Annotated in this window: 23 protein-coding genes; 9 read left to right on the top strand and 14 right to left on the bottom strand. The window is 69.0% G+C overall.

Annotated features, from left to right (window positions below):
• The 5 genes from K8V84_RS24305 to K8V84_RS24325 all read right to left on the bottom strand — a co-directional run.
• A partial coding sequence (locus K8V84_RS24305; RefSeq protein WP_304078964.1) for a LacI family DNA-binding transcriptional regulator occupies positions 1-205 on the bottom strand: 205 nt, incomplete at its 3' end.
• A gap of 102 nt (positions 206-307) precedes the next feature.
• Positions 308-1,201 (bottom strand): NAD(P)-dependent oxidoreductase, encoded by an 894-nt coding sequence (locus K8V84_RS24310; RefSeq protein ID WP_304078966.1) that lies wholly within the window; start codon positions 1,199-1,201, stop codon positions 308-310.
• Positions 1,202-1,336: 135 nt separating this feature from the next.
• Positions 1,337-2,176 carry a PmoA family protein gene (locus K8V84_RS24315; protein WP_304078967.1) on the bottom strand — a complete coding sequence of 280 codons (840 nt, stop codon included), beginning with the start codon at positions 2,174-2,176 and terminating at the stop codon, positions 1,337-1,339.
• Positions 2,173-3,360 carry a Gfo/Idh/MocA family protein gene (locus K8V84_RS24320; protein WP_304078970.1) on the bottom strand — a complete coding sequence of 396 codons (1,188 nt, stop codon included), beginning with the start codon at positions 3,358-3,360 and terminating at the stop codon, positions 2,173-2,175. The genes K8V84_RS24315 and K8V84_RS24320 overlap by 4 nt, the downstream gene beginning before the upstream one ends.
• A complete protein-coding gene (locus tag K8V84_RS24325) occupies positions 3,357-4,670 on the bottom strand; it encodes a Gfo/Idh/MocA family protein (protein ID WP_304078972.1) in 1,314 nt (437 codons plus the stop codon). The genes K8V84_RS24320 and K8V84_RS24325 overlap by 4 nt, the downstream gene beginning before the upstream one ends.
• Positions 4,671-5,146: 476 nt before the next feature.
• Here K8V84_RS24325 and K8V84_RS24330 point away from each other — a divergent pair, with 476 nt between their 5' ends.
• The 4 genes from K8V84_RS24330 to K8V84_RS24345 all read left to right on the top strand — a co-directional run bounded on the left by K8V84_RS24330 (position 5,147) and on the right by K8V84_RS24345 (position 9,644).
• A complete protein-coding gene (locus tag K8V84_RS24330; RefSeq protein WP_304079002.1) occupies positions 5,147-6,055 on the top strand; it encodes a carbohydrate ABC transporter permease in 909 nt (302 codons plus the stop codon).
• Positions 6,045-6,920 (top strand): carbohydrate ABC transporter permease, encoded by an 876-nt coding sequence (locus K8V84_RS24335; protein ID WP_304078974.1) that lies wholly within the window; start codon positions 6,045-6,047, stop codon positions 6,918-6,920. Before K8V84_RS24330 ends, K8V84_RS24335 begins: the two co-directional genes overlap by 11 nt.
• Before the next feature lie 77 nt (positions 6,921-6,997).
• On the top strand, positions 6,998-8,257 hold the full coding sequence (locus K8V84_RS24340; RefSeq protein WP_304079004.1) for an ABC transporter substrate-binding protein: 1,260 nt from the start codon (positions 6,998-7,000) through the stop codon (positions 8,255-8,257).
• Between the two features lie 73 nt (positions 8,258-8,330).
• Positions 8,331-9,644 carry an ABC transporter substrate-binding protein gene (locus K8V84_RS24345; protein ID WP_304078976.1) on the top strand — a complete coding sequence of 438 codons (1,314 nt, stop codon included), beginning with the start codon at positions 8,331-8,333 and terminating at the stop codon, positions 9,642-9,644.
• A gap of 359 nt (positions 9,645-10,003) precedes the next feature.
• On the opposite strand, the gene K8V84_RS24350 is transcribed toward K8V84_RS24345, so the two are convergent.
• Entirely contained in the window at positions 10,004-11,134 is a 1,131-nt protein-coding gene (locus K8V84_RS24350; RefSeq protein WP_304078977.1) for a hypothetical protein, read from the bottom strand.
• 160 nt (positions 11,135-11,294) lie between these two features.
• Positions 11,295-12,584 (bottom strand): MFS transporter, encoded by a 1,290-nt coding sequence (locus tag K8V84_RS24355; RefSeq protein WP_304078978.1) that lies wholly within the window; start codon positions 12,582-12,584, stop codon positions 11,295-11,297.
• A 187-nt stretch (positions 12,585-12,771) separates the two neighbouring features.
• Here K8V84_RS24355 and K8V84_RS24360 point away from each other — a divergent pair, with 187 nt between their 5' ends.
• Complete coding sequence (locus K8V84_RS24360) at positions 12,772-13,644, top strand: helix-turn-helix domain-containing protein (RefSeq protein WP_304078979.1); 873 nt, start codon at positions 12,772-12,774, stop codon at positions 13,642-13,644.
• A 69-nt stretch (positions 13,645-13,713) separates the two neighbouring features.
• Here the strand turns inward: K8V84_RS24360 and K8V84_RS24365 are convergent, their stop codons facing one another.
• The 3 genes from K8V84_RS24365 to K8V84_RS24375 all read right to left on the bottom strand — a co-directional run bounded on the left by K8V84_RS24365 (position 13,714) and on the right by K8V84_RS24375 (position 15,949).
• A complete protein-coding gene (locus K8V84_RS24365; RefSeq protein ID WP_304078980.1) occupies positions 13,714-14,577 on the bottom strand; it encodes an alpha/beta fold hydrolase in 864 nt (287 codons plus the stop codon).
• A 193-nt stretch (positions 14,578-14,770) separates the two neighbouring features.
• The gene (locus K8V84_RS24370) at positions 14,771-15,121 is read right to left on the bottom strand and encodes a hypothetical protein (protein ID WP_304078982.1); all 351 of its coding nucleotides are present in this window, start codon (positions 15,119-15,121) and stop codon (positions 14,771-14,773) included.
• Between the two features lie 189 nt (positions 15,122-15,310).
• On the bottom strand, positions 15,311-15,949 hold the full coding sequence (locus K8V84_RS24375; protein WP_304078984.1) for a TetR/AcrR family transcriptional regulator: 639 nt from the start codon (positions 15,947-15,949) through the stop codon (positions 15,311-15,313).
• A 113-nt stretch (positions 15,950-16,062) separates the two neighbouring features.
• Here K8V84_RS24375 and K8V84_RS24380 point away from each other — a divergent pair, with 113 nt between their 5' ends.
• Positions 16,063-17,004 (top strand): NAD(P)-dependent alcohol dehydrogenase, encoded by a 942-nt coding sequence (locus tag K8V84_RS24380; RefSeq protein ID WP_304078986.1) that lies wholly within the window; start codon positions 16,063-16,065, stop codon positions 17,002-17,004.
• Between the two features lie 635 nt (positions 17,005-17,639).
• On the top strand, positions 17,640-19,241 hold the full coding sequence (locus K8V84_RS24385) for an alkaline phosphatase (RefSeq protein ID WP_304078988.1): 1,602 nt from the start codon (positions 17,640-17,642) through the stop codon (positions 19,239-19,241).
• Here K8V84_RS24385 and K8V84_RS24390 read toward each other — a convergent pair.
• The 3 genes from K8V84_RS24390 to K8V84_RS24400 all read right to left on the bottom strand — a co-directional run bounded on the left by K8V84_RS24390 (position 19,201) and on the right by K8V84_RS24400 (position 21,042).
• Entirely contained in the window at positions 19,201-19,710 is a 510-nt protein-coding gene (locus K8V84_RS24390; protein WP_304078990.1) for a hypothetical protein, read from the bottom strand. The genes K8V84_RS24385 and K8V84_RS24390 overlap by 41 nt on opposite strands.
• A 353-nt stretch (positions 19,711-20,063) precedes the next feature.
• Entirely contained in the window at positions 20,064-20,759 is a 696-nt protein-coding gene (locus tag K8V84_RS24395) for a metal-dependent transcriptional regulator (protein ID WP_304078992.1), read from the bottom strand.
• 76 nt (positions 20,760-20,835) lie between these two features.
• Positions 20,836-21,042: a hypothetical protein gene (locus K8V84_RS24400; RefSeq protein ID WP_304078994.1), complete on the bottom strand. Its 207-nt coding sequence runs from the start codon at positions 21,040-21,042 to the stop codon at positions 20,836-20,838.
• Between the two features lie 103 nt (positions 21,043-21,145).
• Between K8V84_RS24400 and K8V84_RS24405 the strand changes: the two genes are divergently transcribed.
• Both K8V84_RS24405 and K8V84_RS24410 read left to right on the top strand, forming a co-directional pair.
• Positions 21,146-22,057 carry a LysR family transcriptional regulator gene (locus K8V84_RS24405; RefSeq protein WP_304078996.1) on the top strand — a complete coding sequence of 304 codons (912 nt, stop codon included), beginning with the start codon at positions 21,146-21,148 and terminating at the stop codon, positions 22,055-22,057.
• 416 nt (positions 22,058-22,473) lie between these two features.
• Positions 22,474-23,436, top strand: coding sequence for a bacteriocin fulvocin C-related protein (locus K8V84_RS24410; protein WP_304078998.1), 963 nt, complete (start codon positions 22,474-22,476; stop codon positions 23,434-23,436).
• A gap of 142 nt (positions 23,437-23,578) precedes the next feature.
• Here the strand turns inward: K8V84_RS24410 and K8V84_RS24415 are convergent, their stop codons facing one another.
• On the bottom strand, positions 23,579-24,274 hold the full coding sequence (locus tag K8V84_RS24415; RefSeq protein WP_304079000.1) for a type 1 glutamine amidotransferase domain-containing protein: 696 nt from the start codon (positions 24,272-24,274) through the stop codon (positions 23,579-23,581).
• Between the last annotated feature and the right edge of the window lie 84 nt (positions 24,275-24,358).

The following is a 24,358-nucleotide window of genomic DNA, read 5'->3' on the forward strand; positions in this document are numbered from 1 at the left end:
GGCCGACCAGGGCGCTGCTGTTGCGGGCCAGGGTCTGGGCGGAGGCGTTGGCCAAATAGCCCAGTTCCTCGGCGCTGGCGTTGACCTTCTCGCGCAGGCGTTCGCTGACCTGGCGGGTGCTGCCGTTGATGACCCGGGATGCGGTGGCCAGCGACACCCCCGCGTGTTGTGCCACCTGTTCCAGCGTCACGTACGACGAACTCACGCCTCTGCCCCTTCTGCCATGAACCGTGGGAAAACTCTTTCCCAGGCTAGTGGAAGGTCGGGGGTGACCGTCGCCGTATGGGGTGGGTGGTTGGGCGCGCACCTAGCCGACCCGCCCTTCGCTCAGTTGTGCACGCCAGGTTCGGGTGGGGGTCCAGCCCAGTTCGGTGCGGGCGCGCCGGTTGGAGAAGACCGCGCGGCCATCGGCCAGGGCGGCGCTGTGCGGTGCGGTGGCGGGGTGCAGGCGGGCCATGAGTTCGTCGACGGGTCCGGAGGCCAGGGGGTCGTCGGCCACGGCGTTGTAGACCTGGCCGTGGCGGACCCGTTCGGGGTGTTCGATGACCAGTGAGAACAGTTCGGCGGCGTCGCGCGCGTCGACGTAGTTGAACAGTGATGCGGCGGCCAGGGCCGGGTCGGCCAAGCGCTCGGCCATGGTGTGGCCCTGTTGGGTGACGGCGCCGGCCCATTCCTCGGGGGCCACCACGTAGCCGGGTCGTAGCGCGGAGAGCACGCAGGTGTCGGTGGTACGGGCCAGGGCCCGGACGGTCTGTTCGATGATCTGCTTGCTCAGTCCGTAGGCGTGCCAGGGCTCGACGGGGTGTTCTTCGTCCAGGGGCAGGTAGCGCGGGGCCCAGGTGGGGGTGTTGTAGCCGTAGACGGTGGGGCTGGACGCGGCCACCGCCGAGTGGGCGCCGTGTTCGATGGCCGCGGCCATCACCGCCCAGGCCAGACCGGTGTTGACCTGCAGGGTCCGCACGTCGGGGTGGGCGAAGGGGACGGCGATCCCGGCCAGGTGGATCACGGCCTGGGGTGCGGCGCGGGTGAAGGCGTCCTCGCGCGCGGTGGCGTCGAGCAGGTCGGCGGTGATCGCGTCGACCCCCTCCGGTGGGGTGGCCGGGGTGGTGTCGACCGAGGTGACCTGGTGTCCGCGTTCGGCCAGGGTCGACAGCACGCTACGGCCGAGCCTTCCCGAACCTCCGGTGACGAGCACGCGCATGGCGGGTTTCCTTTCCGGGCCCCGAGCGGGTTCGGGGCGTGTGGGGAACAGGGGTGGGGCCACGCCGCAGAGGGGACGGCGCGGCCCCTTGGTGGGTCGGGACCGTGGAGGGAGGGCGGTCCGGCCCGGGGCGGATCAGGGCGGGTCGACCACGGCCTTGGCCAGGGCGGGGAGGTCGTGCGGGTGGCCGTCGGCGACGGCCACCCGCAGTCCTCGCTCCAGGTGTGCTCCGGCCGGAAGGGGAAGGCGTTCGTCCCAGGCCAGGGCCGGTCCCGTTCCGGGGTACTCTTCCGTGCGCAGGAACCACGGTTCCGGGTGGGGGCCGACCTGGTGCAACAGCAGGGTCCACCGGGCGCCTTGCTCGGTGGTGCCGGCCAGGGCGAGCCAGGGCACGCGTGCTCCGTGCAGGTCCGCTCCGTTGGTCGGGCCGTCGGGGCCGGTGATCGCCGGTGGGCGCGGACCCAGTGGCGCACGCCAGAACAGACCGCCGTAGCCGGCGCCGGTCCTGCCGTTGGTGGCGGGGCTGCCGATGCTCAGATCCCGCCCCGAGGTGTTGCGCAGCACCGTATGGACGTGCAGCACCCAGGTGTGTTCGTCCAGGGGCAGGGCACGTAGGGCGCGTTCCTCGGCGATCAGTTCCCGGCCCTGGGGGTCGGTCCAGGACAGTAGCCCGGTGTGGCGCTCGGGTGCCCGCTCCAGGGTGCGCACGTGCTGTTGGCGTCCGTGGTTGTCCAGCAGTACCGAACCGCGGTCCGGGGTGAAGGTGCGCCCGCCCCAGAAGCTGGTGCCGTCCACGTCGGGTACGGCCAGGCCGAACCCCAGGTGGTGACGGTGGTCCCGGGGTTGCAGTTCGGTGACGGTGGTGCCGGCCAGGGTGGTCACCGGGTGCAGGAACGGTCGTGGTGAGAGCACCGGGTCCACGTCGGCGCCGTCGCGGTGTACGGCCACGGTGGTGCCGTTCAGGGACAGGTTCATGGTCGGGTCTCCAACGGGTGCGCGGTGGGTTCGGGCACGGCCCAGGCGGCTCCGAGTTCGGTGAAGCCGATCATTTGCCGGGCACTTCGGTGGACCAGGGCGTCGATGCCGTGGACGGTGCGATGGGTGACGCCCGCCTCGCGCCACACGTCCTGGTGGCGGGTGGGGATGGGGCGGGGGTCGGAGGCGGTGCGCACCGCCTCCAGCACGTGGGTGAACCCCAGCGTGGCGCTGGGGGGAACCAGCAGCGGCGACCCCTCGCGCAGGTGGGCGATGAGGTTCTCCATCAGACCGGTGCGCGGATGGGTGGTGGTGTGCGGGTCCTGCCCGGGGCGGTGCACCGTGACCCGGTCCAGGGTGTACTCGAAGCTGATGCGCCCGTGCTCACCGTGCAGGTGGAGCGCGGGCGGCAGGCTGCGCGGCGAGCACAGGGTCACGGCCAGACACACCGGGACGCCCTGGTGGGTGCGCAGCCGCAGGCAGGAGGTGTCGTCGGCCTCGATGGGGTGGGCGTGGAAGAGCTCGGGGACGATCTCGTTCGGGGCGTGGGCGCCCCCGTCGGCCAGGGCCAGGGCGGTGGCGACCATGTGCGCGAAGGGGTTGGTGAGCGCCCCGTCGACCACGTCGTGTCCGCCCATGCGGCGACGTCCGGCCCAGGGGGCGCGGTCGTAGTAGGCCGAGGTGCGTTTCCAGGTGCCCGCGCCGCCGATGCCGCGTAGTTCGCCCACGACGCCCTGGGCCAGCAGCCCACGGACGTGGTCGATGGCGGTCGATCCCAGGCTCTGGAAGCCCACCTGGCAGGCCAGGCCGGAATCCGCGACGGCGTCGGTGAGTTCGTGGAGCTCGGCCAGGGTCGCGGTGGTCGGTTTCTCCAACAGCAGGTGGGAGCCGTGGGCGAGCACGGTGCGGGCCAGCGGCAGGTGGGTGTGGATGGGGGTGACCAGGACGGTGATCCGTGCGCCGGTCCGTTCCAGGGCCAGGGGCAGGTCGTCGAAGTGGGGCAGGGGGCCGTGCCCCTCCAGGTCGTCGTCGGGGGCCGGAGGGCGAGGGTCGCACACACCGACCAGGCGCACCATCCCCTGTTCGACCATGGGTCGTAGTGCGCGCAGGTGGGAGCGCCCGTGCCCGTGCAGGCCCACCAGGAGCACGGGCACGGGCCCCTCGGGTGGAGGGAGGGCGCTCACCGGTCTTCCTCTCCCAGTAGTTCGGCCACGCGTACCGGACGACCGGAGGCGATGGAGGCGTTGGCGCACAGCCCGGTGATCAGGGCGTTGCCGCCGTCGGCGTGATCGGGACGAACACCGTCGTCGATCCGGCCGAACAGGGCGGTGAGCATGGCGACGTCACCGCCGCCGTGGCCACCACCTCCCACGGCCACGGGGATCTCCTCGGGCTCTTGCCAGTGACGGCGCAGCCACAGCCGGGCGGTGGTGTTCTCCTTGGGGGCGGGCATGCCGCGGACCGGGTGCTGTTCGTCCTGTTCGGGCGATGTGTGCTCGAACTCGGTCATGTCCAGCTCCAGGCGGCCCTTGCTGCCGGTGATGGAGATCCGGTATCCCTCCCAGGGCGCGTAGGCCACCAGGTGGTAGCCGAGCCGCACCCCGCTGTCGTAACGCACCAGCACCGACATGTCGTCCTCGATGGTGATGCCCTCACCGAAGACGTTGAGGTCGCGCCGGTAGCCGTCCTCGTGTTCGGCCTCCAGGTACAGGGCGGTCAGGTCGGGGCTGTCGGCCATGTGCAGGGCGAAGGGGTCCCGGGTGGCCTCGGGCGAGTCGTGCCCGCGCGCGTAGTCGCCGGCCACACCGTGGCGGTGGCCGTTCTCGGCGCCGTAGAAGAACAGCCGGCCCGAGGCGTAGACCTCTTCGGGTCGGGCACCGATCCACCAGTTGACCAGGTCGAAGTGGTGGCTCGCCTTGTGCACGAGCAGACCGCCGGAGTTGGCCTTGTCGCGGTGCCAGCGGCGGAAGTAGTCGGCGCCGTGGCGCAGGTCGAGCAGCCACTCGAAGTGCACCGAGCCGACCTCGCCGATGGCGCCGGAGGAGATGAGTTCGCGCAGCTTGAGGTGGACGGGGTTGTAGCGGTAGTTGAACCCGACGGTGACGTGCCCGCCGGTGCGGGCCTGGGCCGCGTTGATGCGTTTGAGGCCGTCCAGGTCCGCGGTGAGGGGTTTTTCGGTGATGGCGTCGACGCCGGCCTCCAGGGCGGTCACGACGTAGTCGGCGTGGGTGTGGTCGATCGTGCACACGATGACCTCGTCCACCTTCTGCTCGTGGAGCATGCGGCCGAAGGATTCGGCCGGGTAGGTGGGGACGGGGTCGAGCCCCGCCTCGGTGACGATCCGGTTGTGTACGGCCATGCGAGTGGCGTTGGTGTCGCACAGGGCCACCAGGAGGCCCAGGTCCCGATGGGTGTCGGTGAGGGCGCGGGTGTACATTCGCGCCCTGGACCCGGTGCCGACGATGGCGAACCTGCGTGGAGAGGTGTCGTTCACGCGGTCAGGGTAAACGCTTTCCAGGGTGGAACTCAATGATCGCCCATGGATTTCCCCTGGATCGGAAGGGGAGAAAAACGGCTCGGACCGGCCAGAACGCGGGTTCCGGAGTTGTTTTTTCGGCTCGTCGACGCCGTCGAGGGCCGAAGATAACGATCCGGAGAGGGGTTTCCAGCGGGGCCATCGTCTGTTGACACCCATCTGGCCCGGTGCTAGAAACTGAACATCTTAAACTATGGATAGCGCTTACCAGGCCATAACCTGCGAGTTCGCCACGTGTTCTCGGCCACGTCGGCGGAGACGGCCCCACATCCTCCGCATCCGCCCTGACCAGATTGGTGGTCCCCGACCATGAGCCCTCTCAGCCGCCGCCCGTGCCCGGCACGGTGTCAGGTGCGCCTTTGGAGTGATGCGCCGTGAGCGCACTGCTCCAGCGAAGCCCCAAGAAGGTCGACCCCACACCGCCCAAGGCCCGCGTGACCAAGGGATCCGGTGGCCGCGGTACCGGTCGGCGCCGCCAGGAGAACCTGGCCGCCTACGGCTTCCTGGCCCCCTGGTTCCTGGGCCTGATCGTCATCACCGCGGGTCCGTTGCTGGCCTCGTTGTACTTCTCCTTCACCGACTACAACCTCATCGGTGACCACCAGTGGGTGGGGTTGGAGAACTACGAACGCATGCTGGGCGACGACCGTCTGCGCAGCGCGCTCCGGGTCACCTTCGTGTACGTGTTCGTGTCGGTCCCGCTCCAGTTGGCCCTGGCCCTGGCCCTGGCGATGGTCCTGGACCGAGGGGTGCGCGGCCTGGCCCTGTACCGTTCGGTGTACTACCTGCCCTCGCTTCTGGGCGGCAGCGTGGCCGTCGCCATCCTGTGGCGGCAGGTCTTCGGCGCCGAGGGTCTGGTCAACCAGATCCTGGCGTTCTTCGGGGTGCAGGGGTATGGCTGGGTGTCCCATCCCGACTACGCCCTGGGCACCCTCATCGTGCTCAACGTGTGGACCTTCGGCGCCCCGATGGTCATCTTCCTGGCCGGGCTGCGCCAGGTCCCTCGGATGTACTACGAGGCGGCCGCGGTGGACGGGGCCGGTCCCCTCCACCGGTTCTGGAACATCACCGTTCCGATGCTCACGCCCATCATCTTCTTCAACCTGGTGCTGCAGATCATCAACGCCTTCCAGACCTTCACCCAGGCGTTCATCGTCAGCGGCGGCACCGGCGGGCCCTCGGACTCCACCCTCTTCTACACGCTCTACCTGTATCAACGCGGTTTCGGGTCGTTCGACATGGGCTACGCCTCGGCGATGGCCTGGCTGCTCCTGATGATCATCGGGGGGTTCACGGCCGTGAACTTCCTGGCCTCCAAGTACTGGGTTTTCTATGGCGACTGAGACCAAGGCACCGGCCTCCACCTCCACTCGGACCCGGTCCGCGCGCACACGACGACTGCTCACCCACATCGGGCTGATCGGCTTCGGCCTGATCATGCTCTACCCGCTGCTGTGGATGCTCTCCAGTTCCTTCAAACCCACCGCGGAGATCTTCCGTGAACCCGGGCTCATCCCCTGGAGCTTCACCCCGAGCAACTACACCGAGGGTTGGGGCGCCCTGCAGTTCCCCTTCCACCACTACCTGCTCAACTCGGCGATCGTGGTGGCCGGCTCGATCATCGGCAACCTCATCGGGTGCTCCATGGCCGCCTACGCCTTCGCCCGCCTGGAGTTTCGGGGTAAGCGTCTCTTCTTCGCGATCATGCTGGCCACGATCATGCTGCCCATCCACGTGGTGATCGTTCCCCAGTACATCCTGTTCGCGCAGCTGGACTGGATCAACACCTTCTACCCGCTGATCGTCCCCAAGCTGCTGGCCACCGACGCCTTCTTCATCTTCCTGATGGTCCAGTTCATCCGCGGGTTGCCCCGTGACCTGGACGAGGCGGCGCGTATCGACGGTTGCGGGCACGTGCGGATCTTCTGTCAGATCATCCTGCCGCTGTCGTTGCCGGCCCTGGCCACCACCGCGATCTTCACCTTCATCTGGACCTGGAACGACTTCTTCAGTCAGCTGATCTTCCTGACCAGTCCCGACATGTACACCGTTCCGGTGGCGCTGCGCACCTTCGTCGACTCCAGTTCCCAGACCTCCTGGGGGCCGTTGTTCGCGATGTCGGTGGTGGCCCTGGGACCGGTGTTCGGGTTCTTCCTCGCGGGTCAGCGCTACCTCGTCAAGGGCATCGCCACCACCGGCATCAAGTAGACCCGCACCACAGAAGGGATCCCCCCGTGCCACCCCTCACGCGCACCCGCTCCGCACGACGACACCCGCGTCCGGCCATGGTCGCCGCGGTCGCCGGCGCGTTGGTCCTGGCCCTGACCTCCTGCTCCGGTGGCTCCGAGGACGTGGTGGAGCTGCGCTTCTCCTGGTGGGGGTCGGACGAAAGGCACTCGAACATGCAGCAGGTCATCGAGGTCTTCGAGGCCGAGAACCCGGACGTTCGGATCAGCCCCGACTACACCGACTGGGACGCCTACTGGGACAGGTTGGCCACCGGCGTCGCCGCCAACGACGCCCCCGACGTGATCATGCAGGACGAGTCCTACCTGACCGAGTACGCCGAGCGGGGCGCCATGGCCGATCTGGGCACCTTGGAGGGTCTGGAGCTGTCGGGTCTGGACCCGTTGGTGGCCGAGAGCGGGGTGGTGGACGGGGCGGTCTACGGCGCTCCCACCGGTGTCAACGCCTCGGCGATGCTCGCCGACCCGGAGGCCTTCGCCGAGGCCGGGGTGGAGATGCCCGACGACACCACGTGGACCTGGGACGACTACGTGGAGATCTCCATCGAGATCAGCCAGGCCACCGACGGTGAGATCGTGGGGACCCAGGGACTGACCAACGAGAACGCCTTCCACATCTTCGCCCGTCAGCACGGGGAGAACCTCTTCGACCAGGACGGTGAGGTCGCGTTCTCCGAGCAGACCCTGCAGGCCTGGTACGAGCTCACCGATCGGCTCCTGGGAGGCGGCGGGCAACCCGACGCCTCCCAGAGCGTGGAGATCGCAGCCGGTGGCCCCGACCAGTCGGTGCTGGCCACCAACACCGGGGCCACCGCGCACTTTTGGAGCAACCAGCTGGGCGCCATCACCCAGGCCTCCGGGCGCGACATCGAGCTGTTGCGTTTTCCCGGAGAGACCGAGAGCGAGCGCACCGGCACCTACTTCAAGCCCGCCATGTACTACTCGGTCTCGGCCGGGACCGACCACCCGCAGGAGGCGGCCCGATTCGTCGACTTCCTGCTCAACAGCGGTGAGGTGGGCGAGATCGTATTGGCCGATCTGGGGCTGCCGGCCAACACCGAGGTACGCGAGCACATCATGTCCGACCTGCCCGAGGCCGAGAGCCGGGGAGCCGACTTCCTCGCCGACATCGAGGACGAGGTCGTCGACGGCAACCCGCCCCCGCCCGCGGGCTCGGGCGAGATCGTCGACATCAACCGGCGCGCCTACCAGGAATTCAGCTTCGGCAATCTCACCGCGCGTGAGGCGGCCGAGCAGTTCGTCTCCGAACTGCGCAGCGCGGTCGGCTCGGGAACCTGACCCGAACGACCCCCGGCGTGGCCCCGCCCGCGCACCCCGAACATCCGAACAACGAGACCTTGAGGACCCCCCGATGAACATCCCCTCCGGCGGCGTACGCACACGCCGCACGGCCGCTCCCCTGGCTCTGGTCGCCGCCTTCACACTGCTCGCCTCCGCCTGCGGGGCCGGCTCCTCCGCCGAGGACGGCGTGGTGGAACTGCGCTTCTCCTGGTGGGGAGCGGACGATCGGCACTCGAACATGCAGCAGGTCATCGAGATCTTCGAGGCCGAGAACCCGGACGTTCGGATCAGCCCCGACTACACCGACTGGGGCTCGTACTGGGACCGGTTGGCCACCAGCACCGCCGCCAACGACGCCCCCGACATCATGATGCAGGAGGAGCGGTACCTGCGTGAGTACGGTGACCGGGGCGCACTGGCCGACCTCAACGAGTTCTCCGACGAGTTGGACCTGTCCAAGATCGACCCGCTGATCGCCGACAGCGGTGACCTGGACGGTCAGACCTACGGGGTGGCCTCCGGTGTGAACGTCTACGCCGTCCTCGCCGACCCGGAGGCCTTCGCCGAGGCCGGGGTGGAGATGCCCGACGACACCACGTGGACCTGGGACGACTACGTCGAGATCGCCGCGCAGATCAGTGAGGCCACCGACGGCGAGGTCGTGGGGACCCAGAGCATGTCCTACAACGAGAGCGGTTTCCAGATCTTCGCCCGTCAGCACGGGGAGAACCTCTACGACGAGGACGGTGAGCTCGCGTTCTCGACCGAGACCCTCGCCGAGTGGTTCCGGATCACCGAGGACCTGTTGGAGAGCGGTGGGCAACCGGGCGCCTCGCAGAGCGTGGAGATCGAGGCGGGTGGCCCCGACCAGTCGGTGTTGGCCACCAACACCGGCGCGATGGCGCACTTTTGGAGCAACCAGCTGGGTGGTCTGACCGCCTCCTCCGACCGTGACCTGGAGCTGCTGCGCTACCCGGGTGAGAACGAGAACGAGCGCACCGGTATGTACTTCAAGCCGGCGATGTTCTACTCGGTCTCGGCCGGGACCGACCACCCGCAGGAGGCTGCCCGGTTCGTGGACTTCATGCTCAACGACAACCAGGCGGCCGAGCTGATCCTGGCCGACCTGGGGCTGCCCGCCAACATCGACGTGCGGGCGCACATCCTGAGCTCGCTGCCCGAGGCGGACGAGCGCAGCGCGATCTTCCTGTCGGACGTGGAGGGCGACATCGTCGACGGCAACCCGCCGCCGCCGATCGGTGCCGGTGAGGTCGTGGAGATCACCAAGCGGGTGTCCGACGAGCTGGCCTTCGGCAACATCACGCCCGAGGAGGCGGCCGAACAGTTCATCGCCGAGGTGGAGTCCGCCACCGGTTCGCAGTAGGAGACCGGACGCGGCACGTGGTCGAGGTCGGGCCCCGCCGGGAGCACTCCCGACGGGGCCCGACCCGTGTTCTCTCCCGACGTCGCGCTCACGCGGGGGTGAGCGTGGACAGTGGGTCGGTGCGGGTGGTGCGTACCGGCAGTCGTCGCACCACCTTCGGGTCGAGGGCGGCGACGTCGTCGGCCGCCCGGTCCCGTCTTGTCGGCGAAAGTACCGCCTCGACGCCAGGAGCCTGTCCCCTGTGCGGGCCATGGGGCCGACCTCCGATGGGGGTGGGGTCGCCCCGCAGGGTGTCCTGGACATGGGAGCGCCCCGCTCCCCCATGGATGGGAGCGGGGCACCGTTTCGGTCGGTGACGACTACTTGGGGAATCGCAGGGTGGCCCCGGAATCGCCGCTGGGTTCGCCCTCCTCCAGCAGTTCGCTGAACCGGGCGTCCGACAGCACCGCCGAGCGCAGCATCAGGGCGCTGGCCGGTGCCTGGAAACCGGATTTCGGATCGTCCAGGCCCCGGGGTGAGGTGTCCACCAGGATCGGGGAGGTGGTCGAACCCCACAGCTGCGGTTCGTCCTCTCGGTCGGAGCCCAGCAGCAGGGTGTCCACCCGGCCCTCCGACAGCATCGGCAGGGTGGGGGTGGTGCCGCGAACCGCCTGGTCGTGGGCGAGTTTGCGGTGGTAGTCGTCGATGGTCTGTTCCTGTTCCTGCTGGACGAGCTCTCGCAGGCATTCCTCCGCGCTCTCCTGCAGGCGTTCCTCCGCGTCGACTCCTCCGCGGCCGCCCGCCACCACCCTGATGGGGATGGTGAGTCGGCGCGGGCCGAGGTTGTCGCGCAGATAGGCGATGGCCTCGTCGTCTCCACCCACGATGATGGCCTGGGCTCTGACCTTGTCCACGGCCTCGCGGACCAGTTCGGCGACCCCTGCGGCGTTCTCACGCCAGATGTCCTGGGCGGTGCCGGTGTCGGCCCGGCGTCCACCCGCGTCCCCGCGCTGACCTGGGAAGATTCGAGTGGCGCCGTCGATGTTCTGCATGTTCTCGCCGATGTTCTCGGACTCCAGAACCGGCCCTTCGCTGGGATGGCCGCCGTAGGCGTAGACCTTGGCCTTGACCCGGTCCAGGGCCACCAGTACGTAGGGCAGCCGACGGCCGCGGTCGATGGCCAACGGAAGGGCGTCGGGGATCGGAAGGAACGAGGCGCGGTCCTGTCCGGGCGGGGAGGCCAGAGTGTATTCGCCCAACAGCCGTCCCTCGGAGGCGTAGACCGCTTGGCCGTGGTCACCGTAGGCGCGGGAGTTGCCCTCCCCGATGGCTTCCTCCAGCACGTCGAGGGTGGCCTCGTCGGTTCCCAGCGCCTTGAGTTCCTCGCGCAGGTGGCGCCAGCGCAACTCGATCTTCTTGTCCGCGTCGGTGGTGTCCCGGCTGGTGTCCAGGTGCACCGATGCCACGGGGCCGTCGTTCTCGTACAGAGGTCGCAGAAAACCAAGATCCATCAAGTTCGCGGGGCGTGTGTACCCCCGCCCCGCCCACCTCCTTCTCGGGGTCGGCCTGCCGACGATCCTGAAGGTCCATGGTGGTTTCCGGAAGGGCGCCACGTCGAATCAGACACGGAAGTTGCCCGAAGATTTCCAGTATTTTCCTGTTCGCCCTGAGTCAGGCCGGTTCGGTTTCGATCAGCGACCGGTCGATCACCCCTCGTGTGAGCCTCGAGGCGACGATCGCGGCCAGGGTCAGCCCGATCGTTCCCGCGGTCAGGAAGGGGGCGGTCAGGGCCCACTCCCGCCCCAACCCCCCTTCCAGGGTGGAGGCGAGAGCGCCGCCCAGTGCGATACCGACCGAGAGCATCCCCCACGACAGGGTCCGGTGGGCGCTGAAGGCCCGCGAACGCAGTCGGTCGGGGGTCAGACGCTGGAAGAGGCTGATCATCGTGATGTTCCACCAGGTGGAGGCGAACCCGGTGAACAGGTAACAGATCACGAACATCGGAACGCAACGTGTCAGCCCTACGGTCAGGGCGGTGGTGCCCAGGATCGTCAGGATCACGGCCAGGGCGGTGGCAGGGTGCACGCGGTGGGCGAAGGAGGGCACCACCAGCGCGCCCAGAACGGCGCCCGCCGCGGTCACTGTCATCAACAGGCCATAACCCTGGGGTCCCACCCCCAGCACGTCCTGGGCGAAGAGCACCAGGACCGCCGCCATCATCGCCGCGGCCAGGTTGGAGGCGCCACTGACCAGGGCGGTGAAGCGCAGTACCGGGTGGTGCCACAGCCACGTCAGTCCTTCGCGCAGCATGATGAGGATGCCGGGGTGCCTCTGCCCGGCCGTCGCCGGGTGATGGTCCCCTCGCAGACCCACCAAACAGACCAGGGCCGACAGGATGAGCGCGGCCTGCGCGCCGAAGGCCCAGGCGGTGGAAGCGGCCAGTAGCATGCCGGCGATCGGGGCGCCCAGGAACTTGTTGAGCACCCGCTCCACCCCTTGCAGGTGGCCGTTGGCCCGCTCCAGCCTTTGGCGTGGGACCAGGGTGGGCACCATCGCCTGCGCCGTGTTGTCGAAGAACACCTCGCAGGTTCCCACCAGCAGGGCGATGGCCATCAGCAGCGGGATCGAGCCCGCGTCCAGGGCGACCGCGGTGGTCAGGACCACCAGCAGTACCGTCTTGACGCCCGCCGCGGCCACCATCAGACGGCGTCGGTCGACGCGGTCGCCCACCACTCCGGCGATCAGGGCGAACAACAGCCAGGGCAGGCGGGTGGCGGCGCCCACCAGTGCCACCTGGAAAGGATCGTCGGTGAGGGTGGCGGCGTACCAGGGCAGTGCCACCACCGCGATTCCATCGCCCAGGTTGCCCATGCCCATGGCGCCCAGGAGCATGCCGAATCGGCGGCCCAGGGGTGGGCGAGGGGAATGTTCGGCATCGGTTCGGATCGGCTTCTTCGCCATGGGGTCCTTCGGTCAGGGGGTTGTCGATCAGACTGGCACGGAGGACATGGGCGGGACAGACCCTTTCTCCAAGGGTGGAAACGGCGGTTCGGAGCGCGCGTCGACCTGACCGAACCCGTACCGCGATCGTCGGGTCGAGGTGGGTGGGACGTCCGTAACTTGGGCGGTGCGAGCAAGGGAGGAACCGATGCTGGACCGGTTGAACGAGGCGTTGGAGCGGGTCGAAAGGGACCTGGGCGAGCCCGTGGACGTGGCCGCGATGGCGCGCTCGGTGTTCGTCTCCGAGCAGCACTTCCGACGGATGTTCTCGGTGCTGTCCGGGATGCCGATCTCGGAGTACGTGCGTCGGCGGCGCCTGACCCTGGCCGGGGCCGAGGTGATCGAGGGCGGGGACACCCTGCTCGACATCGCGGTGCGTTACGGCTACGGGTCGGCCGAGGCGTTCGGGCGGGCGTTTCGCTCCGTGCACGGGGTCGGTCCGGGCGAGGCCCGCCGCGGCGGCGCCGCGCTCACCTCCCAATCGCGTCTGACCTTCCACCTGACCATCGAAGGGAACACCATCATGCGTTATCGCATCGTCGACAAGGACGCGTTCGCCGTCACCGGCCCCAAAGCCCGGGTGCCGCTGGTCTGCGAGGGGCCCAACGAGGCCATGATCGAGTTCGTCAAGGGCATCGACGAGGCCACTCACGAGAGGATCGAGGAACTGTCCGACCAGGAACCGCGTGGGGCTTTGGGTGTGACCCGGACCCCGGAGCCGGGGAGTGGGGAGGGCGGCGACATCGACTACTACCAGGCGGCCGCCACCTTCTCCACGGAGGTTCCCGAGGGGATGGAGTCGCTGCGGGTGCCGGCGGGCACCTGGGTGGTCTTTCCCTTCGAGCGGTACACCTTCCCCGAGCAGATCCAGCGGATCTGGTTGTACGCCTTCTCCGAGTGGTTCCCCTCCAACCCCGCCTACCAGCGAGGGCAGGGGCCGGACATGCTGAAGGTGGACTACGACGAGCAGGAGGAGGGCCTGGCCTCCGGGGAGTTGTGGATGCCGGTGGAGAAGGTCTGATCCGGCGCGGGCCGGCGTGGGGGCCGGCCCGCGAAGGGGTGGCCCCGGCCCGAGTGGTCGGGGCCGTCCTCAGCCGACCTCGGAGAGGCTGGGACGTAGACGGTTCTTTTCGAGGAAGCGCCGCAGTACCTCGTTGAAGCGCTCGGGGCGCTCCAGGTTGGGAAGGTGGCCGGCTCCCTCGATGATCTCCATGATCGAGTCCGGGACTCGCACGTGCATGAGTTCGGCGCCCTCCGGCGGGGTGAACCCGTCGTGTTGGCCCACCACGAGCAGGGTGGGGGCGGAGATGCGCTTGAGCAACGGGGTGTGGTCGGGGCGCCGGGCCCGACCCAGCTGGGCGGCGGCCGCTCCCTCGGGCGGGGCGGCGCACATCATGGCGCGCACGTGGTCGGCGACCGCGGGCAGGTCGCGGACGTTTTCGGCGGTCATCATGCCCACGAGCATGTCGTCGGCGTAGCCGCGCATGCCCTCCTCACGCAGCCGTGCGGCCAACCGCTCACGGGCCAGACAGCCCTGTTCGGTCTCGGGCAGGGGGTTGGTGGCCACCAGGGTCAGGGAGTCGACCCGGTCGGGGAAGAGGCGGCACATCTCCAGGGCGATCTGGCCGCCCATGGACACGCCCACGACGTTGACCACGTCCAACCCCAGGTGGTCGAGCAGCGCGGCCATGTCCCGCGCGAAGACGTCCAGGGGGGTGACTCCCGGTACGACGGTGGAGCTGCCGTAACCGCGCAGGTCGGGAACGATGGTTCGGTAACCGCGTCCGGCAAGGGCCCGGACCTGGGGTTCCCACATCGTCCGGTCGAAGGGATGGCCGTGCAGGAACAGGACGGGGCATCCCGCCCCGCGATCGGTGTAACCGACGCTGATCCCGCGCACGGACGCGGTGTCCAGGTCGTCCTGGTTCGCGGTGTTCGTCGTCTGGTGAGCCACAACAATCGATGCTATTCATCGGGTCAAGGGGAGCAATAGGGTGCGCCGTAAAAAATGGGCGGGCCGTAGGTGGTCCCTCGACACCTACGGCCCGTGCACCACGGCCCGCCGTCCTCGGGCATGGTGCGGCACGGTGGGCTTTGCCCCTCGCACCCGCGTCGGAGCGCGAACGCCCCGACACCTGGGGAGACGCTCACCGGACCGTTCGGGTTCGGACGGAACTCCCAAGGAACGGGAAAATCTGCACAGAACTTCGTGGTATCGGGTTTCGGTCGCCTCGGCGGGCCAGGAGCAGGGCGGCGAGCAGGTGGTGGCGCGGTACCGGATCGGCCAGGGAACCGGTCGACACGGTCAACAGCACCGAGGTCGGGGACCACGGCACGAACAGCACGCCGATGTGGGTGACCGTCAGGCAGTTCTCGGTGAACAGCAGGGCGTAGAGCGGGTAGAGGAGGACGAACTCCTCGAAGAAGGCGTAGCCGTGGACCGGTCGGGTCGGCCGGATCGGACGCGTGCGGGACACGCGTGGGTTCACGGTGGTCATGGAGGCCTTTTTCCATCGAACGGTTCGGGGACACCGGATGCGTTCAGTGCGTCCGGTGGTCCTCGGGCGTTCGCCGCGGATCGACCTTTGGCCATGGCTTAACGTCGCTTGCGCACGTCACAAGACTGGAACAGCGGTTCGGTTCGGTGCGAGCGGACTTTCGACCTGTGGACAAGGTCCCTTGCGATGTCAGTGGCCGGTGGGCAGGTCCGGGTGCGGCCCCAATCGTGGCACCGGAGGTAGGGGCGATCGCCCGGGTCGGGCCTCGAAGGCCTGGATCAGGTAGGTGCTCAGCCGGCGGCAGGCGGCCATGGTCCGGGCTTCGGTGGCGGCCGTGATCCCCCTGTTGGCCATCATGACCAGGGTGAGGTCGTCCCGGACGAAGTCGGGGCGCAGCCGCCCGGCCTCCTTGGCCCGGCGGGCGAGTTCGGCGAAACCGTTCTCGGCGCGGATCCTCTCGGCCTCGAAGAGGGCCGGATCGGGCAGGACCTCCAGGAAGATCGCGCTCAAGCCGCGGTCCGTGGCCTGCATGACGCAGATCTTCTCGATCACGGTGGTGAAGCCCCGCCAGGGGTCGGGGTCGGCCAAGGCGTCGTCGATCACCGACACACATTCGGCGACCTGGCCGCAGGAGACCTCGGCGAGCAGTTCCGACTTGGTGGGGAAGTGCCGGTAGAGCGTGGCGACGCCGACCCCGGCCCGACGGGCGATGGCGGTCATGGACGCCTCGATGCCCCGCTCGGCGAAGATCGTGCGCGCGCTGTCCAGGACGCGGCGGCGGTTGTGCAGCGCGTCGGTGCGAGGTTTCCGAGAGGATCCGGTCGTCATGTCTCCCACTTTAGCGCTAACCGGAGGACCCCCTCCGTTTTGGTCGTTACCTTTGTGACGACGGTGGCGCAAAGTGCCCGCCGGGCGAGGAAACGGGGACGATCTTGGAACGCATGCGCATGGCCCGATACGACCGCTACGGCCCTCCGGAGGTGCTGTACGTGGCCACCGTGCCCCGGCCCGAACCGTCTCCGCGTCAGGTCCTGGTGCGGGTACGTGCGGTGAGTGTCAACGGTGGTGAGCTGCGCATACGATCGGGTGGGCTCGCCCTCCTCGGCGGTCGACGGTTCCCCAAGACCCTCGGGGTCGACTTCGTCGGTGAGGTCGTCGCGAGGGGCGCGAAGGTCTCCACCGTGACAGTGGGGGAACGGGTGTGGGGTGTCCTGCCGCGCCTGGCCACCGAGTCCAACGCCGAGTACGTGGTGGTCGACCCGGGCCGGCTCTCCCCCGCCCCGGCCGATCTGGATCCGGTCGAGGCGGTCACCCTGCTCGCGGGTGGCACCACCGGCATCACCGCGCTACGCGACCACGCGCGCCTGCGCACGAATGAGCGTGTGCTGGTGCGCGGCGCCGCGGGAGGGGTCGGGAGCGTGGTGGTGCAGTTGGCCAAGGCCAGGGGTGCGCACGTGACGGCCCTGGCTCGGGAGGCCAACCTGGGCTTCGTGCGTGGACTGGGCGCCGACGTCGCCTTGGACCACCATGCGCACGGACCCGCCGACCTGGGTGCCTTCGACGTGATCATCGACTGTGTGGGGACCGACGTGCCCGACTACCGGGCCCTGCTGGCCCCGCGTGGTCGGATGGTGGCCATCGCTTTCGGTACGGTGCGCGACCTGGGCCACATCGTTGGTTCGACCGTGTACGGGCGCGGAAGGGTGCGTTTCTTCAGCGGCAACCCCAAGCGGCCGTTGCTGAGCGAACTCGCGGGCCTGGTCGAAGGAGGGCGGGTGCGTCCGGTGGTGGACACCGTGTACGAACTCGACGACGTCGCCGCCGCCCACCGGGCGTTGGAGGCCGGGGGCGTGCGAGGCAAGCACGTCGTCCGCGTCGACTGACCCGGCTCGGTCGAAGGCGCGTTCGGTCCAGTCCTCGGCGTGACGGTGGGCTCCCGACCCGGCGGCGATGGACCCGTCCTGGTCGTGGGGCCCACGGTCACGTCCGATAGGCGCAGGGCCCAAGAGGGCGGGACCCCCTCGGCGAGGGCCGGTTCGTCCGCGCCCACGTACAACGGCCCCAGGGCGGTCTCGCCGTGTTCCCACACGGCTACCGCCTGGGTCGTGGTTCCACCGAAGGAGTCGATCTTCACATAGGCGAGGGGCCCGCCACGCGGGCAACAGGTGGAACTCGCGGAAGGGACGCTCCCCAAAGGCCCGGCATCGTACAGCGCGTCGGTCAACGGAACCAGGGCCATCCCCTGCGATAGTCCGAATCGTTGGGCTCGGGGAAGGCCGGCCGTCGCCTCGTGTGTCAGTGCGGCATCGGCGATGACGGCTTCGAGCGTGTATCCCACAGAAGGGCTCCCATGAAGGCAAGGGGCACTGAGGACCCTACGGGCCGAAGTCGTGACTTTGGGTCACTCAGCGAACGCAGAAGGTCACGAGATGTTCATTCGCCGGTGGTTGGAACGTACCCGGACCCGTGGCGAGATGGTCAACGGCCCTTTCCCCCCGACACCCCCAGGAGACACCGCATGCCGGGTACCCCCCGCTCCAGCACTCCTTCCGTTTCCTCTCCCCTACCAGGTGTGACCGCGACCCGACGTCAGGCGCTCATGGGCGCCGTCACTTTGAGTGCCGCGGCGCTGGGCACGACTCTCGGTGCGTCATCCACGTCAGCGGCCACCTCGGCCCCTCGAGGCCCCAAGATCTCCGACCCCTTCACCTTGGGAGTCGCTTCCGGCGACCCCTTCCACGACAGCGTCGTCCTGTGGACCCGACTGGCCCCCGATCCCCTGGCCGAGGACGGTCTGGGCGGCATGCCCGAGCGCGTCGTCGAGGTCCAGTGGCAGATCTCCCAGGACGAGGACTTCTCGCGTCCGGTCGCCTCCGGAACGGTGGAGACCGGCCCGGACCAGGCCCACTCCGTGCACGTGGAGGCACAGGGACTGCGTCCTCGCGCCGACTACTTCTACCGGTTCCGCGTCGGCGGTGAGATCAGCCCGGTCGGACGCACCCGCACCACCCCGGCCCCCGGCGCACGTCTGGACCACTTCGCGTTCGCCATCGCCAGCTGCCAGAGCTACACGCACGGCCATTACACGGCCCAGGCCCACCTGGCCCAGGAGGACCTGGACCTGGTGGCCTTCCTCGGCGATTACATCTATGAGACCGGCGACCAGGGCGAGATCGGTCGCGGTCACCTGCCCCCGGTGGAGGTGCGTTCCCTGGCCGAATACCGTATCCGCCACGCCCAGTACAAGACCGACCACGACCTGCAGGCCGCGCACGCCGCCTTTCCCTGGGCGGTGGTCTTCGACGACCACGAACTGGAGAACAACTGGGCCGACGACACCTCCTACGAGGAGGACATTCCGCCCGAGGAATTCCTGCAGCGTCGAGAGAACGCCCTGAAGGCCTACTACGAGCACATGCCCCTGCGGGCCGCCCAACGCCCGGCCGGCCCCGACCTGCACCTGTACCGCCGGCTCGTGTTCGGGAACCTGGTCGACATGCACCTGCTGGACACCCGCCAGTACCGGGACGTGCAGGTGGCGGATGAGGAGCGCGGGGACCCCGACCGCAGCCTGCTGGGCGCCGACCAGCGGCGCTGGCTCTCCCAGGGGCTGGCCGATTCCACCGCCACCTGGAACGTGTTGGCCCAGCAGGTGTTCTTCTCCCAGCGCGACTTCGCCGATGGCGCGCCCACCGACTTCAGCGACGACGCCTGGGACAACTACCAGGTCGAACGCGACGCGGTGCGCGACGAGCTGGCCGAGGTGGGCAACGCCGTGGTGCTCACGGGGGACGTGCACGCCAACTACGTGGTCGACGTCAAGGCCGACTTCGACGACCCCGACTCGGCGACGGTCGCCACCGAACTGGTGGGGACGTCCTTCACCAGTGGACGCGACGGTGTCGAACAGAACCCGGGTGATGAGGTCCAGTTGCGGGAGAACCCGCACATCAAGTTCATCAACCGCAACCGCGGGTACGTGCGCAACACCCTCACCCCCACCGAGTGGACGGTCGACTACCGGGTGGTGGACCGGGTGAGTGAACCGGACGCCCCGATCCGCGACCGGGCCCGGTTCGTCATCGAGTCCGGCGAACCCGGCGCCCGACCCCTGGTCTAGGTCGCGCCCGAACCGGGGCCGGGTGGGACCTCCCACCCGGCCCGTGCCCTCCGGTGGACTCGGCCAGGAGGCTCCGCGCCGGTGCTCGTGTGCGTTCGACGATGGAACGGCACTCATCCGGGGCGGGAACGACCCCACCTGCCGTCAGCGATTCCCATCTCAGGCAGACCTGGGGGAACCCGATGCAGTCGTATCGTCCGGCGCCTTCGGAGGCCACCGTGCACAGGTGGTGGTAGACCTCCTCGGTGGCGTTCACGGATTCGGCGGGACCGGGGTCGCCTTCGAACAGGCAGGCGCAGAGTCGCCGGGCGGCGTGCAGGTGTGCTTCTCCTTCGGTGGGCCAGGACAGCCCCGGCTCCCTCAGCGCGAAGGAGAATGCCTCCGCCGCCGGGTCGACGCGACCCGACCCCGCCACTTCGCGCAGTGCCGGGGAGTCCAACCCGCGGGCCAGGGCGCGGGCGGCGGGCATCGGCAGAACGATACGCGTACCGTCTCGGGCGGAGCGCGTCAACTCTTCGCGCAGCACGTCCGCTCGGGTCTCTCCTCAGTAGGAACGCGCGATGGTTCCCGATCCCAGGCCCGCCGGCGACCGCCCGTTCAAGACCTGTAATGGGGCACGTGCATCGACGCACGTACGGGTCCCAGGCGTCGATGCGTCGGGCCCTGAGGAGCCCGCGGCCCCGCGTGCCTTGCCGCCCCTCGTGTTCCCTTCGCCCGCCTGGGCGGGTTCTTACCCCGACGATCGTTCGACGTGGCGGGGCTTTCATCCCCGGCAGGTCGTCGAGGGCGAAACGACCAGGGCCACGGTGGGGTTCGGGGTGGTCAGTCCTCCGGGCTGATCCACAGGGACTCGGCCGCGACCAGACCCAGGGCCTGCTCGCGTTCCTCGCCGCCCTTCTCCGGACGCACCGAGATCTGGATCGATCCGGCGAAGGGCTGGCGTTCGATCACGGTGACGCGCATACCGATGCCGATGTCGATGTCGGCCAGGTAGCGCAGCAGTTCGGGGTCGATGTCGTTGACCCGCACGATCACCCCCTGGGTGTCGGCCTCGGCCTCCGACAGCAGCACCGTCTCACGTTGGACGATGGTGCCCTCGCGGGTCGGGATGGGGTCACCGTGCGGATCCACCACCGGATCCCCCAGATGGGAGGCGATGCGGTCGACGAACTTGTCCGAGACCACGTGTTCGAGGATCTCGGCCTCGTCGTGGACCTCGTCCCAGGAGTAGCCCAGCTCGGCCACCAGGTAGGTCTCCAGCAGCCGGTGCCGGCGTAGTACCGCCAGGGCGGCCTTGGTTCCGACCTCGGTCAGGCTCACGTTGCCGTAGCGCTGGTGTTGGACGAACCCGAGCTCGTTGAGCTTGCGCAGCATCCCCGAAACCGAGGAATTGGACACCGACAACCGCTCGGCCATCCCGGAGATGGTCACCGGTCCGGTACCGCGCTCCTGGAGGTCGTAGATGACCTTCACGTAGTCCTCGGCCGATGTGGACGGCCGCGCCGATGTGTGCCCCATGCCCGTAACCGTATCGTGTACCGCTTCGGCGCCACGATTTCCGCGCCGGCGTCTGTGGACAACGCCGCTTCGCCGGTCAGGCGGCGCAAGGCGGGTTCTCCGGACTGCGGACGGGGCGTCCTCGGGTCAGGATCCTGGTGCCGGAGACGCCGATCTCGCGGACCTGGGTCGATCCGCAGGCACAGCGCGACCACACGGTCAGACCGGATCCGGTCCGGTGCCGGGAGAGCACCTGGAAGGGCTGGGCGTCGGGCCATCCGCAGTGCGGGCAGACACTGGTCATTTGAGCGCTCCGTCGTGTTCGGTCTTCTCCGTCCCAGCTTCACGCCCCAGGACCCTCGCGGTCCAGGTTGAGTTTCTGGAGGACACTGTGAAGAATCGGCTACATGATCGATCTTCGCCGGCTGCGCATCCTGCGCGCTGTGGCACACCACGGGACGGTGACCGCCGCCGCGGAGGCGTTGCACTTCACCCCTTCGGCGGCGTCACAGCAGATCCGTCAGCTCGCCAAGGAGTTGGACGTGACCCTGTTGGAGCCCCAGGGGCGTGGTGTGCGGCTGACGGCGGCCGCGCGAAGTCTGTTGGAGCATGCCGATGCGATCCAGGCCCGGTGGGAACGGGCGGAGATCGAGATGCGTGGGCTGGGCACCGAACCCGCCGGACCGCTGCGTGTGGCGGGGTTTCCCGTCGCGCTGTCGCGGCTGTTGACGCCCATGGCCGTCACTCTGCTCTCAGAGTACCCGCGGTTGGACGTCCAGGTTCGGGAATCGGAGCCCGGAGAGAGCCTTGACCTGCTTTTTCGAGGTGATATCGACCTCACCATCATGGAGTCCTCCCCCGCCACCCCCTCGTTGAGCGACACCCGTTTCGAACAGTCCCCGTTGCTGGACGATCCGCTCGATCTGTTGGTGGCCCACGACCACCCTCTGGCCGCTCGGGACGCGGTGCCGCTGTTGGAGACCTCCCGTGAAACGTGGGTGCTGCCCCCGCCCGGCACCACCTGTCATGCCCACGCCATGACCGCCTGCGGCGCGGTCGGATTCACCCCGCAGGGTCGTCACCAGGCGTTGGCGTGGGGTTCGGTGGCCTCGCTGGTCGCCGGTGGGCTCGGGATCGCGTTGGTGCCCCGTCTGGCGGACCTGTCGCCGGAGCTGCCGGTGCGTCGGGTGCGGTTGGAGGGCGTACCCGCTCCGTCCCGCAAATTGCTGGTGTTCACCCGGGCCGGATCGCGCGCGCATCCGGCGATCGCCGCGGCCGTGAGGGAACTGGAACGCCTGGCTCCCCGGGTGGTGGCCTGACCGGGCATGGTCCCGACGGCTCATCTCAGGTGAACACCGGTGCGGGCGGACAGCGCTCGGGCGTGGTGGTACAGACGCCGGTGCCCATGGTCGTCGCGTCGCCACAATGAGCTGCGCAGGGCACGTTCGGCCGACATGGCCCCGTCCACTGCGCCGGCCCCTCGGCCCACCGTGTTCCCTCCGCGTTCGCGGTGTACACAACCTTGCACGGCCCGGGTTCGAGTGCCACTGGATTTCGCGCTGTGCCGGGCGGGGATCCAGGGACCGACCGTAACTCGGAAAATCATTCTCTCGACAACAGAACGAGCGCGAATTGGTCCGAGTTCGCTCCGTTTTGCGCTTGAGGCGTTAGCGATTGGCGAACTCGAGTTCCGAAAACCCGCCCCAGGCCGCCTTCCTGGCCACAAGACTGTGTGGTGAAGCTGGGAAGGGAGCAGATGGACGACGTTCGGGTTCGGTACGTGTTGGCGTTCGACTCCTCGTGTGAGCGGTGCGCGAGTATCTCCACCGCGGTGGCCAGGGCCTCGGCGGGCAGGCTGGAGACCCTGCCGCTCACCCACGCCGACGTGCGGGCCTGGCGGGCCCGGCAGTGGGGACCGGCGGCCCCCTGGGTGCCGACGCTGATCCGCAGGTACGGGCGGCGGGTGCGTTGCTGGCGCGGGGCGGCGATGATCGCGCCGTTGATGCGCGGACTGGGCGCGCGGGCGAGCCTGCGGGTCGTGGAGGTCCTGGGCGAACTCGGTCGCGGTCGGCGGGCGCCCCACGAGGATCACCACCGGTGGGGACGGGTGGTCACCGGCCTGGGCGCCGTGTGGGACCTGACCCTGGCCCGGCGTACCCCGGACCTGGCCCGCTCCGATCAGGCGTTGGCCCGTGAATGGGTGGAGGAGCACCGTTCCCGGTTGCCCACCGACTTCGACGAGTTCGCCGCCCACCCCCTGGTGCGACGCAGGTTGATCTTCGCCGAGCTCTCCCCCGAACAGCGACGTGATCTGTGGGCCGAGCACCTGCGCCGTTTCGACCTGGCCAACCCGGATCTGACGCGGGATCAGCGCGCCGCCCTGGACCTGGCGATGGTGACCTTCTCCGAGGAACAGGTCTTCCGTGAGGGGCTGGGGCCGGCACTGGAACAACGGTTGCGCAACCGTGCGGTGGCCGCCTTCGGCCCCTACCGGGCGCACGCGCTGCTGGCGACCCTGGGCCCGGTCGAGACCGACCCCGAGTGCGTGGCCGCCCAACCGTTGGTCCCCCCACACCTTCGCTCCTGGGCGCCTTGTCTGTCCAAGGGGTGTGTGGAGATGCCCTTCACCTGCGGGGTGGCCTGGGTGTCCACGCACGATCGCAGTGCCTCTCGGGCCACTACACGGGCCCACCCTTGACCCACCCCTGGCCCGGCCCCTCCTCCCATGTCGATCGGCGCTTCGTGGGTGGATGGACCGGGTCGATGCCCTGGCCGCCGGGCGTGGGCGCGCCAGGGCGTCCTTTTCCTTCGCAGACCGCCTCGATGCCGGTGGGCGCCCTTCAGGTCAGGCGTTCGAGCAGCTTCCGGGCCAGGGGTGCCGAGGAGGCCGGGTTCTGGCCGGTGACCAGGGTGCGGTCGACCACGACGTTGGGCGCCCACGGTTCCCCCTCCTCGACCTGGACACCGGCCTCGGCGAGGCGGTCCTGCAGCAGCCAGCGGGCCTTGTCCGCCAGGCCGGCCTGGGCCTCCTCGGCGTTGGTGAAGGCCGCTGCCCGATAGCCGGCGAAGGTGTTGGTGCCATCGGGTCGTTCGGCGGCCAAGAACGCGGCCGGGGCGTGGCAGACCACACCCAGCGGTTTGCCCGAGTCCAGGACGTTGGTGAGCAGGTCACCGGAGACCGAGCTGACCGCCAGGTCCTCCATGGGTCCGTGCCCACCGGGATAGAAGACGGCGTCGTAGTCGTCCAGGTCGACCTCCTCCAAACGGATCGGTGCGCCCAACTCCGTCATGGACGCCAGGGCGGAGGCGACGCGCTCGGCGCCCTCGACACCGCCGTTGGCGTCGGCGGTCAGGCTGGTCTCGTCGACGGTGGGCTCGACCCCTCCAGGGGTGGCCACGACGACCTGGTGTCCGGCCTCGGTGAGGATCTCGTAGGGCGCCACGGCCTCCTCGGCCCAAAAGCCGGTGGGGTGCCGGGTCCCGTCGGCCAGGGTCCAGTGGTCGACGCCGGTCATCACGAACAGGATCTTGGACATGGTGCTCGCACTCTTCCGAACGTGTGCTCTGGTGTGTGGTTTCGGCGGTTGTGCCGCGGGTTCCCGAAGGTAGCGGTGAGGGCC

The sequence above is a fragment of the Nocardiopsis listeri genome, assembly GCF_020741345.1.
GTDB classification, from domain to species: domain Bacteria; phylum Actinomycetota; class Actinomycetes; order Streptosporangiales; family Streptosporangiaceae; genus Nocardiopsis; species Nocardiopsis listeri_A.

Coding starts and splice junctions, on each gene's coding strand:
- K8V84_RS24310 (WP_304078966.1), bottom strand. CDS start 1,201: ATGCGCGTGCTCGTCACCGGAGGTTCGGGAAGGCTCGGCCGTAGCGTG.
- K8V84_RS24315 (WP_304078967.1), bottom strand. CDS start 2,176: ATGAACCTGTCCCTGAACGGCACCACCGTGGCCGTACACCGCGACGGC.
- K8V84_RS24335 (WP_304078974.1), top strand. CDS start 6,045: ATGGCGACTGAGACCAAGGCACCGGCCTCCACCTCCACTCGGACCCGG.
- K8V84_RS24340 (WP_304079004.1), top strand. CDS start 6,998: ATGGTCGCCGCGGTCGCCGGCGCGTTGGTCCTGGCCCTGACCTCCTGC.
- K8V84_RS24345 (WP_304078976.1), top strand. CDS start 8,331: ATGAACATCCCCTCCGGCGGCGTACGCACACGCCGCACGGCCGCTCCC.
- K8V84_RS24350 (WP_304078977.1), bottom strand. CDS start 11,134: ATGGATCTTGGTTTTCTGCGACCTCTGTACGAGAACGACGGCCCCGTG.
- K8V84_RS24355 (WP_304078978.1), bottom strand. CDS start 12,584: ATGGCGAAGAAGCCGATCCGAACCGATGCCGAACATTCCCCTCGCCCA.
- K8V84_RS24360 (WP_304078979.1), top strand. CDS start 12,772: ATGCTGGACCGGTTGAACGAGGCGTTGGAGCGGGTCGAAAGGGACCTG.
- K8V84_RS24370 (WP_304078982.1), bottom strand. CDS start 15,121: ATGACCACCGTGAACCCACGCGTGTCCCGCACGCGTCCGATCCGGCCG.
- K8V84_RS24375 (WP_304078984.1), bottom strand. CDS start 15,949: ATGACGACCGGATCCTCTCGGAAACCTCGCACCGACGCGCTGCACAAC.
- K8V84_RS24380 (WP_304078986.1), top strand. CDS start 16,063: ATGCGCATGGCCCGATACGACCGCTACGGCCCTCCGGAGGTGCTGTAC.
- K8V84_RS24385 (WP_304078988.1), top strand. CDS start 17,640: ATGCCGGGTACCCCCCGCTCCAGCACTCCTTCCGTTTCCTCTCCCCTA.
- K8V84_RS24390 (WP_304078990.1), bottom strand. CDS start 19,710: ATGCCCGCCGCCCGCGCCCTGGCCCGCGGGTTGGACTCCCCGGCACTG.
- K8V84_RS24395 (WP_304078992.1), bottom strand. CDS start 20,759: ATGGGGCACACATCGGCGCGGCCGTCCACATCGGCCGAGGACTACGTG.
- K8V84_RS24400 (WP_304078994.1), bottom strand. CDS start 21,042: ATGACCAGTGTCTGCCCGCACTGCGGATGGCCCGACGCCCAGCCCTTC.
- K8V84_RS24405 (WP_304078996.1), top strand. CDS start 21,146: ATGATCGATCTTCGCCGGCTGCGCATCCTGCGCGCTGTGGCACACCAC.
- K8V84_RS24415 (WP_304079000.1), bottom strand. CDS start 24,274: ATGTCCAAGATCCTGTTCGTGATGACCGGCGTCGACCACTGGACCCTG.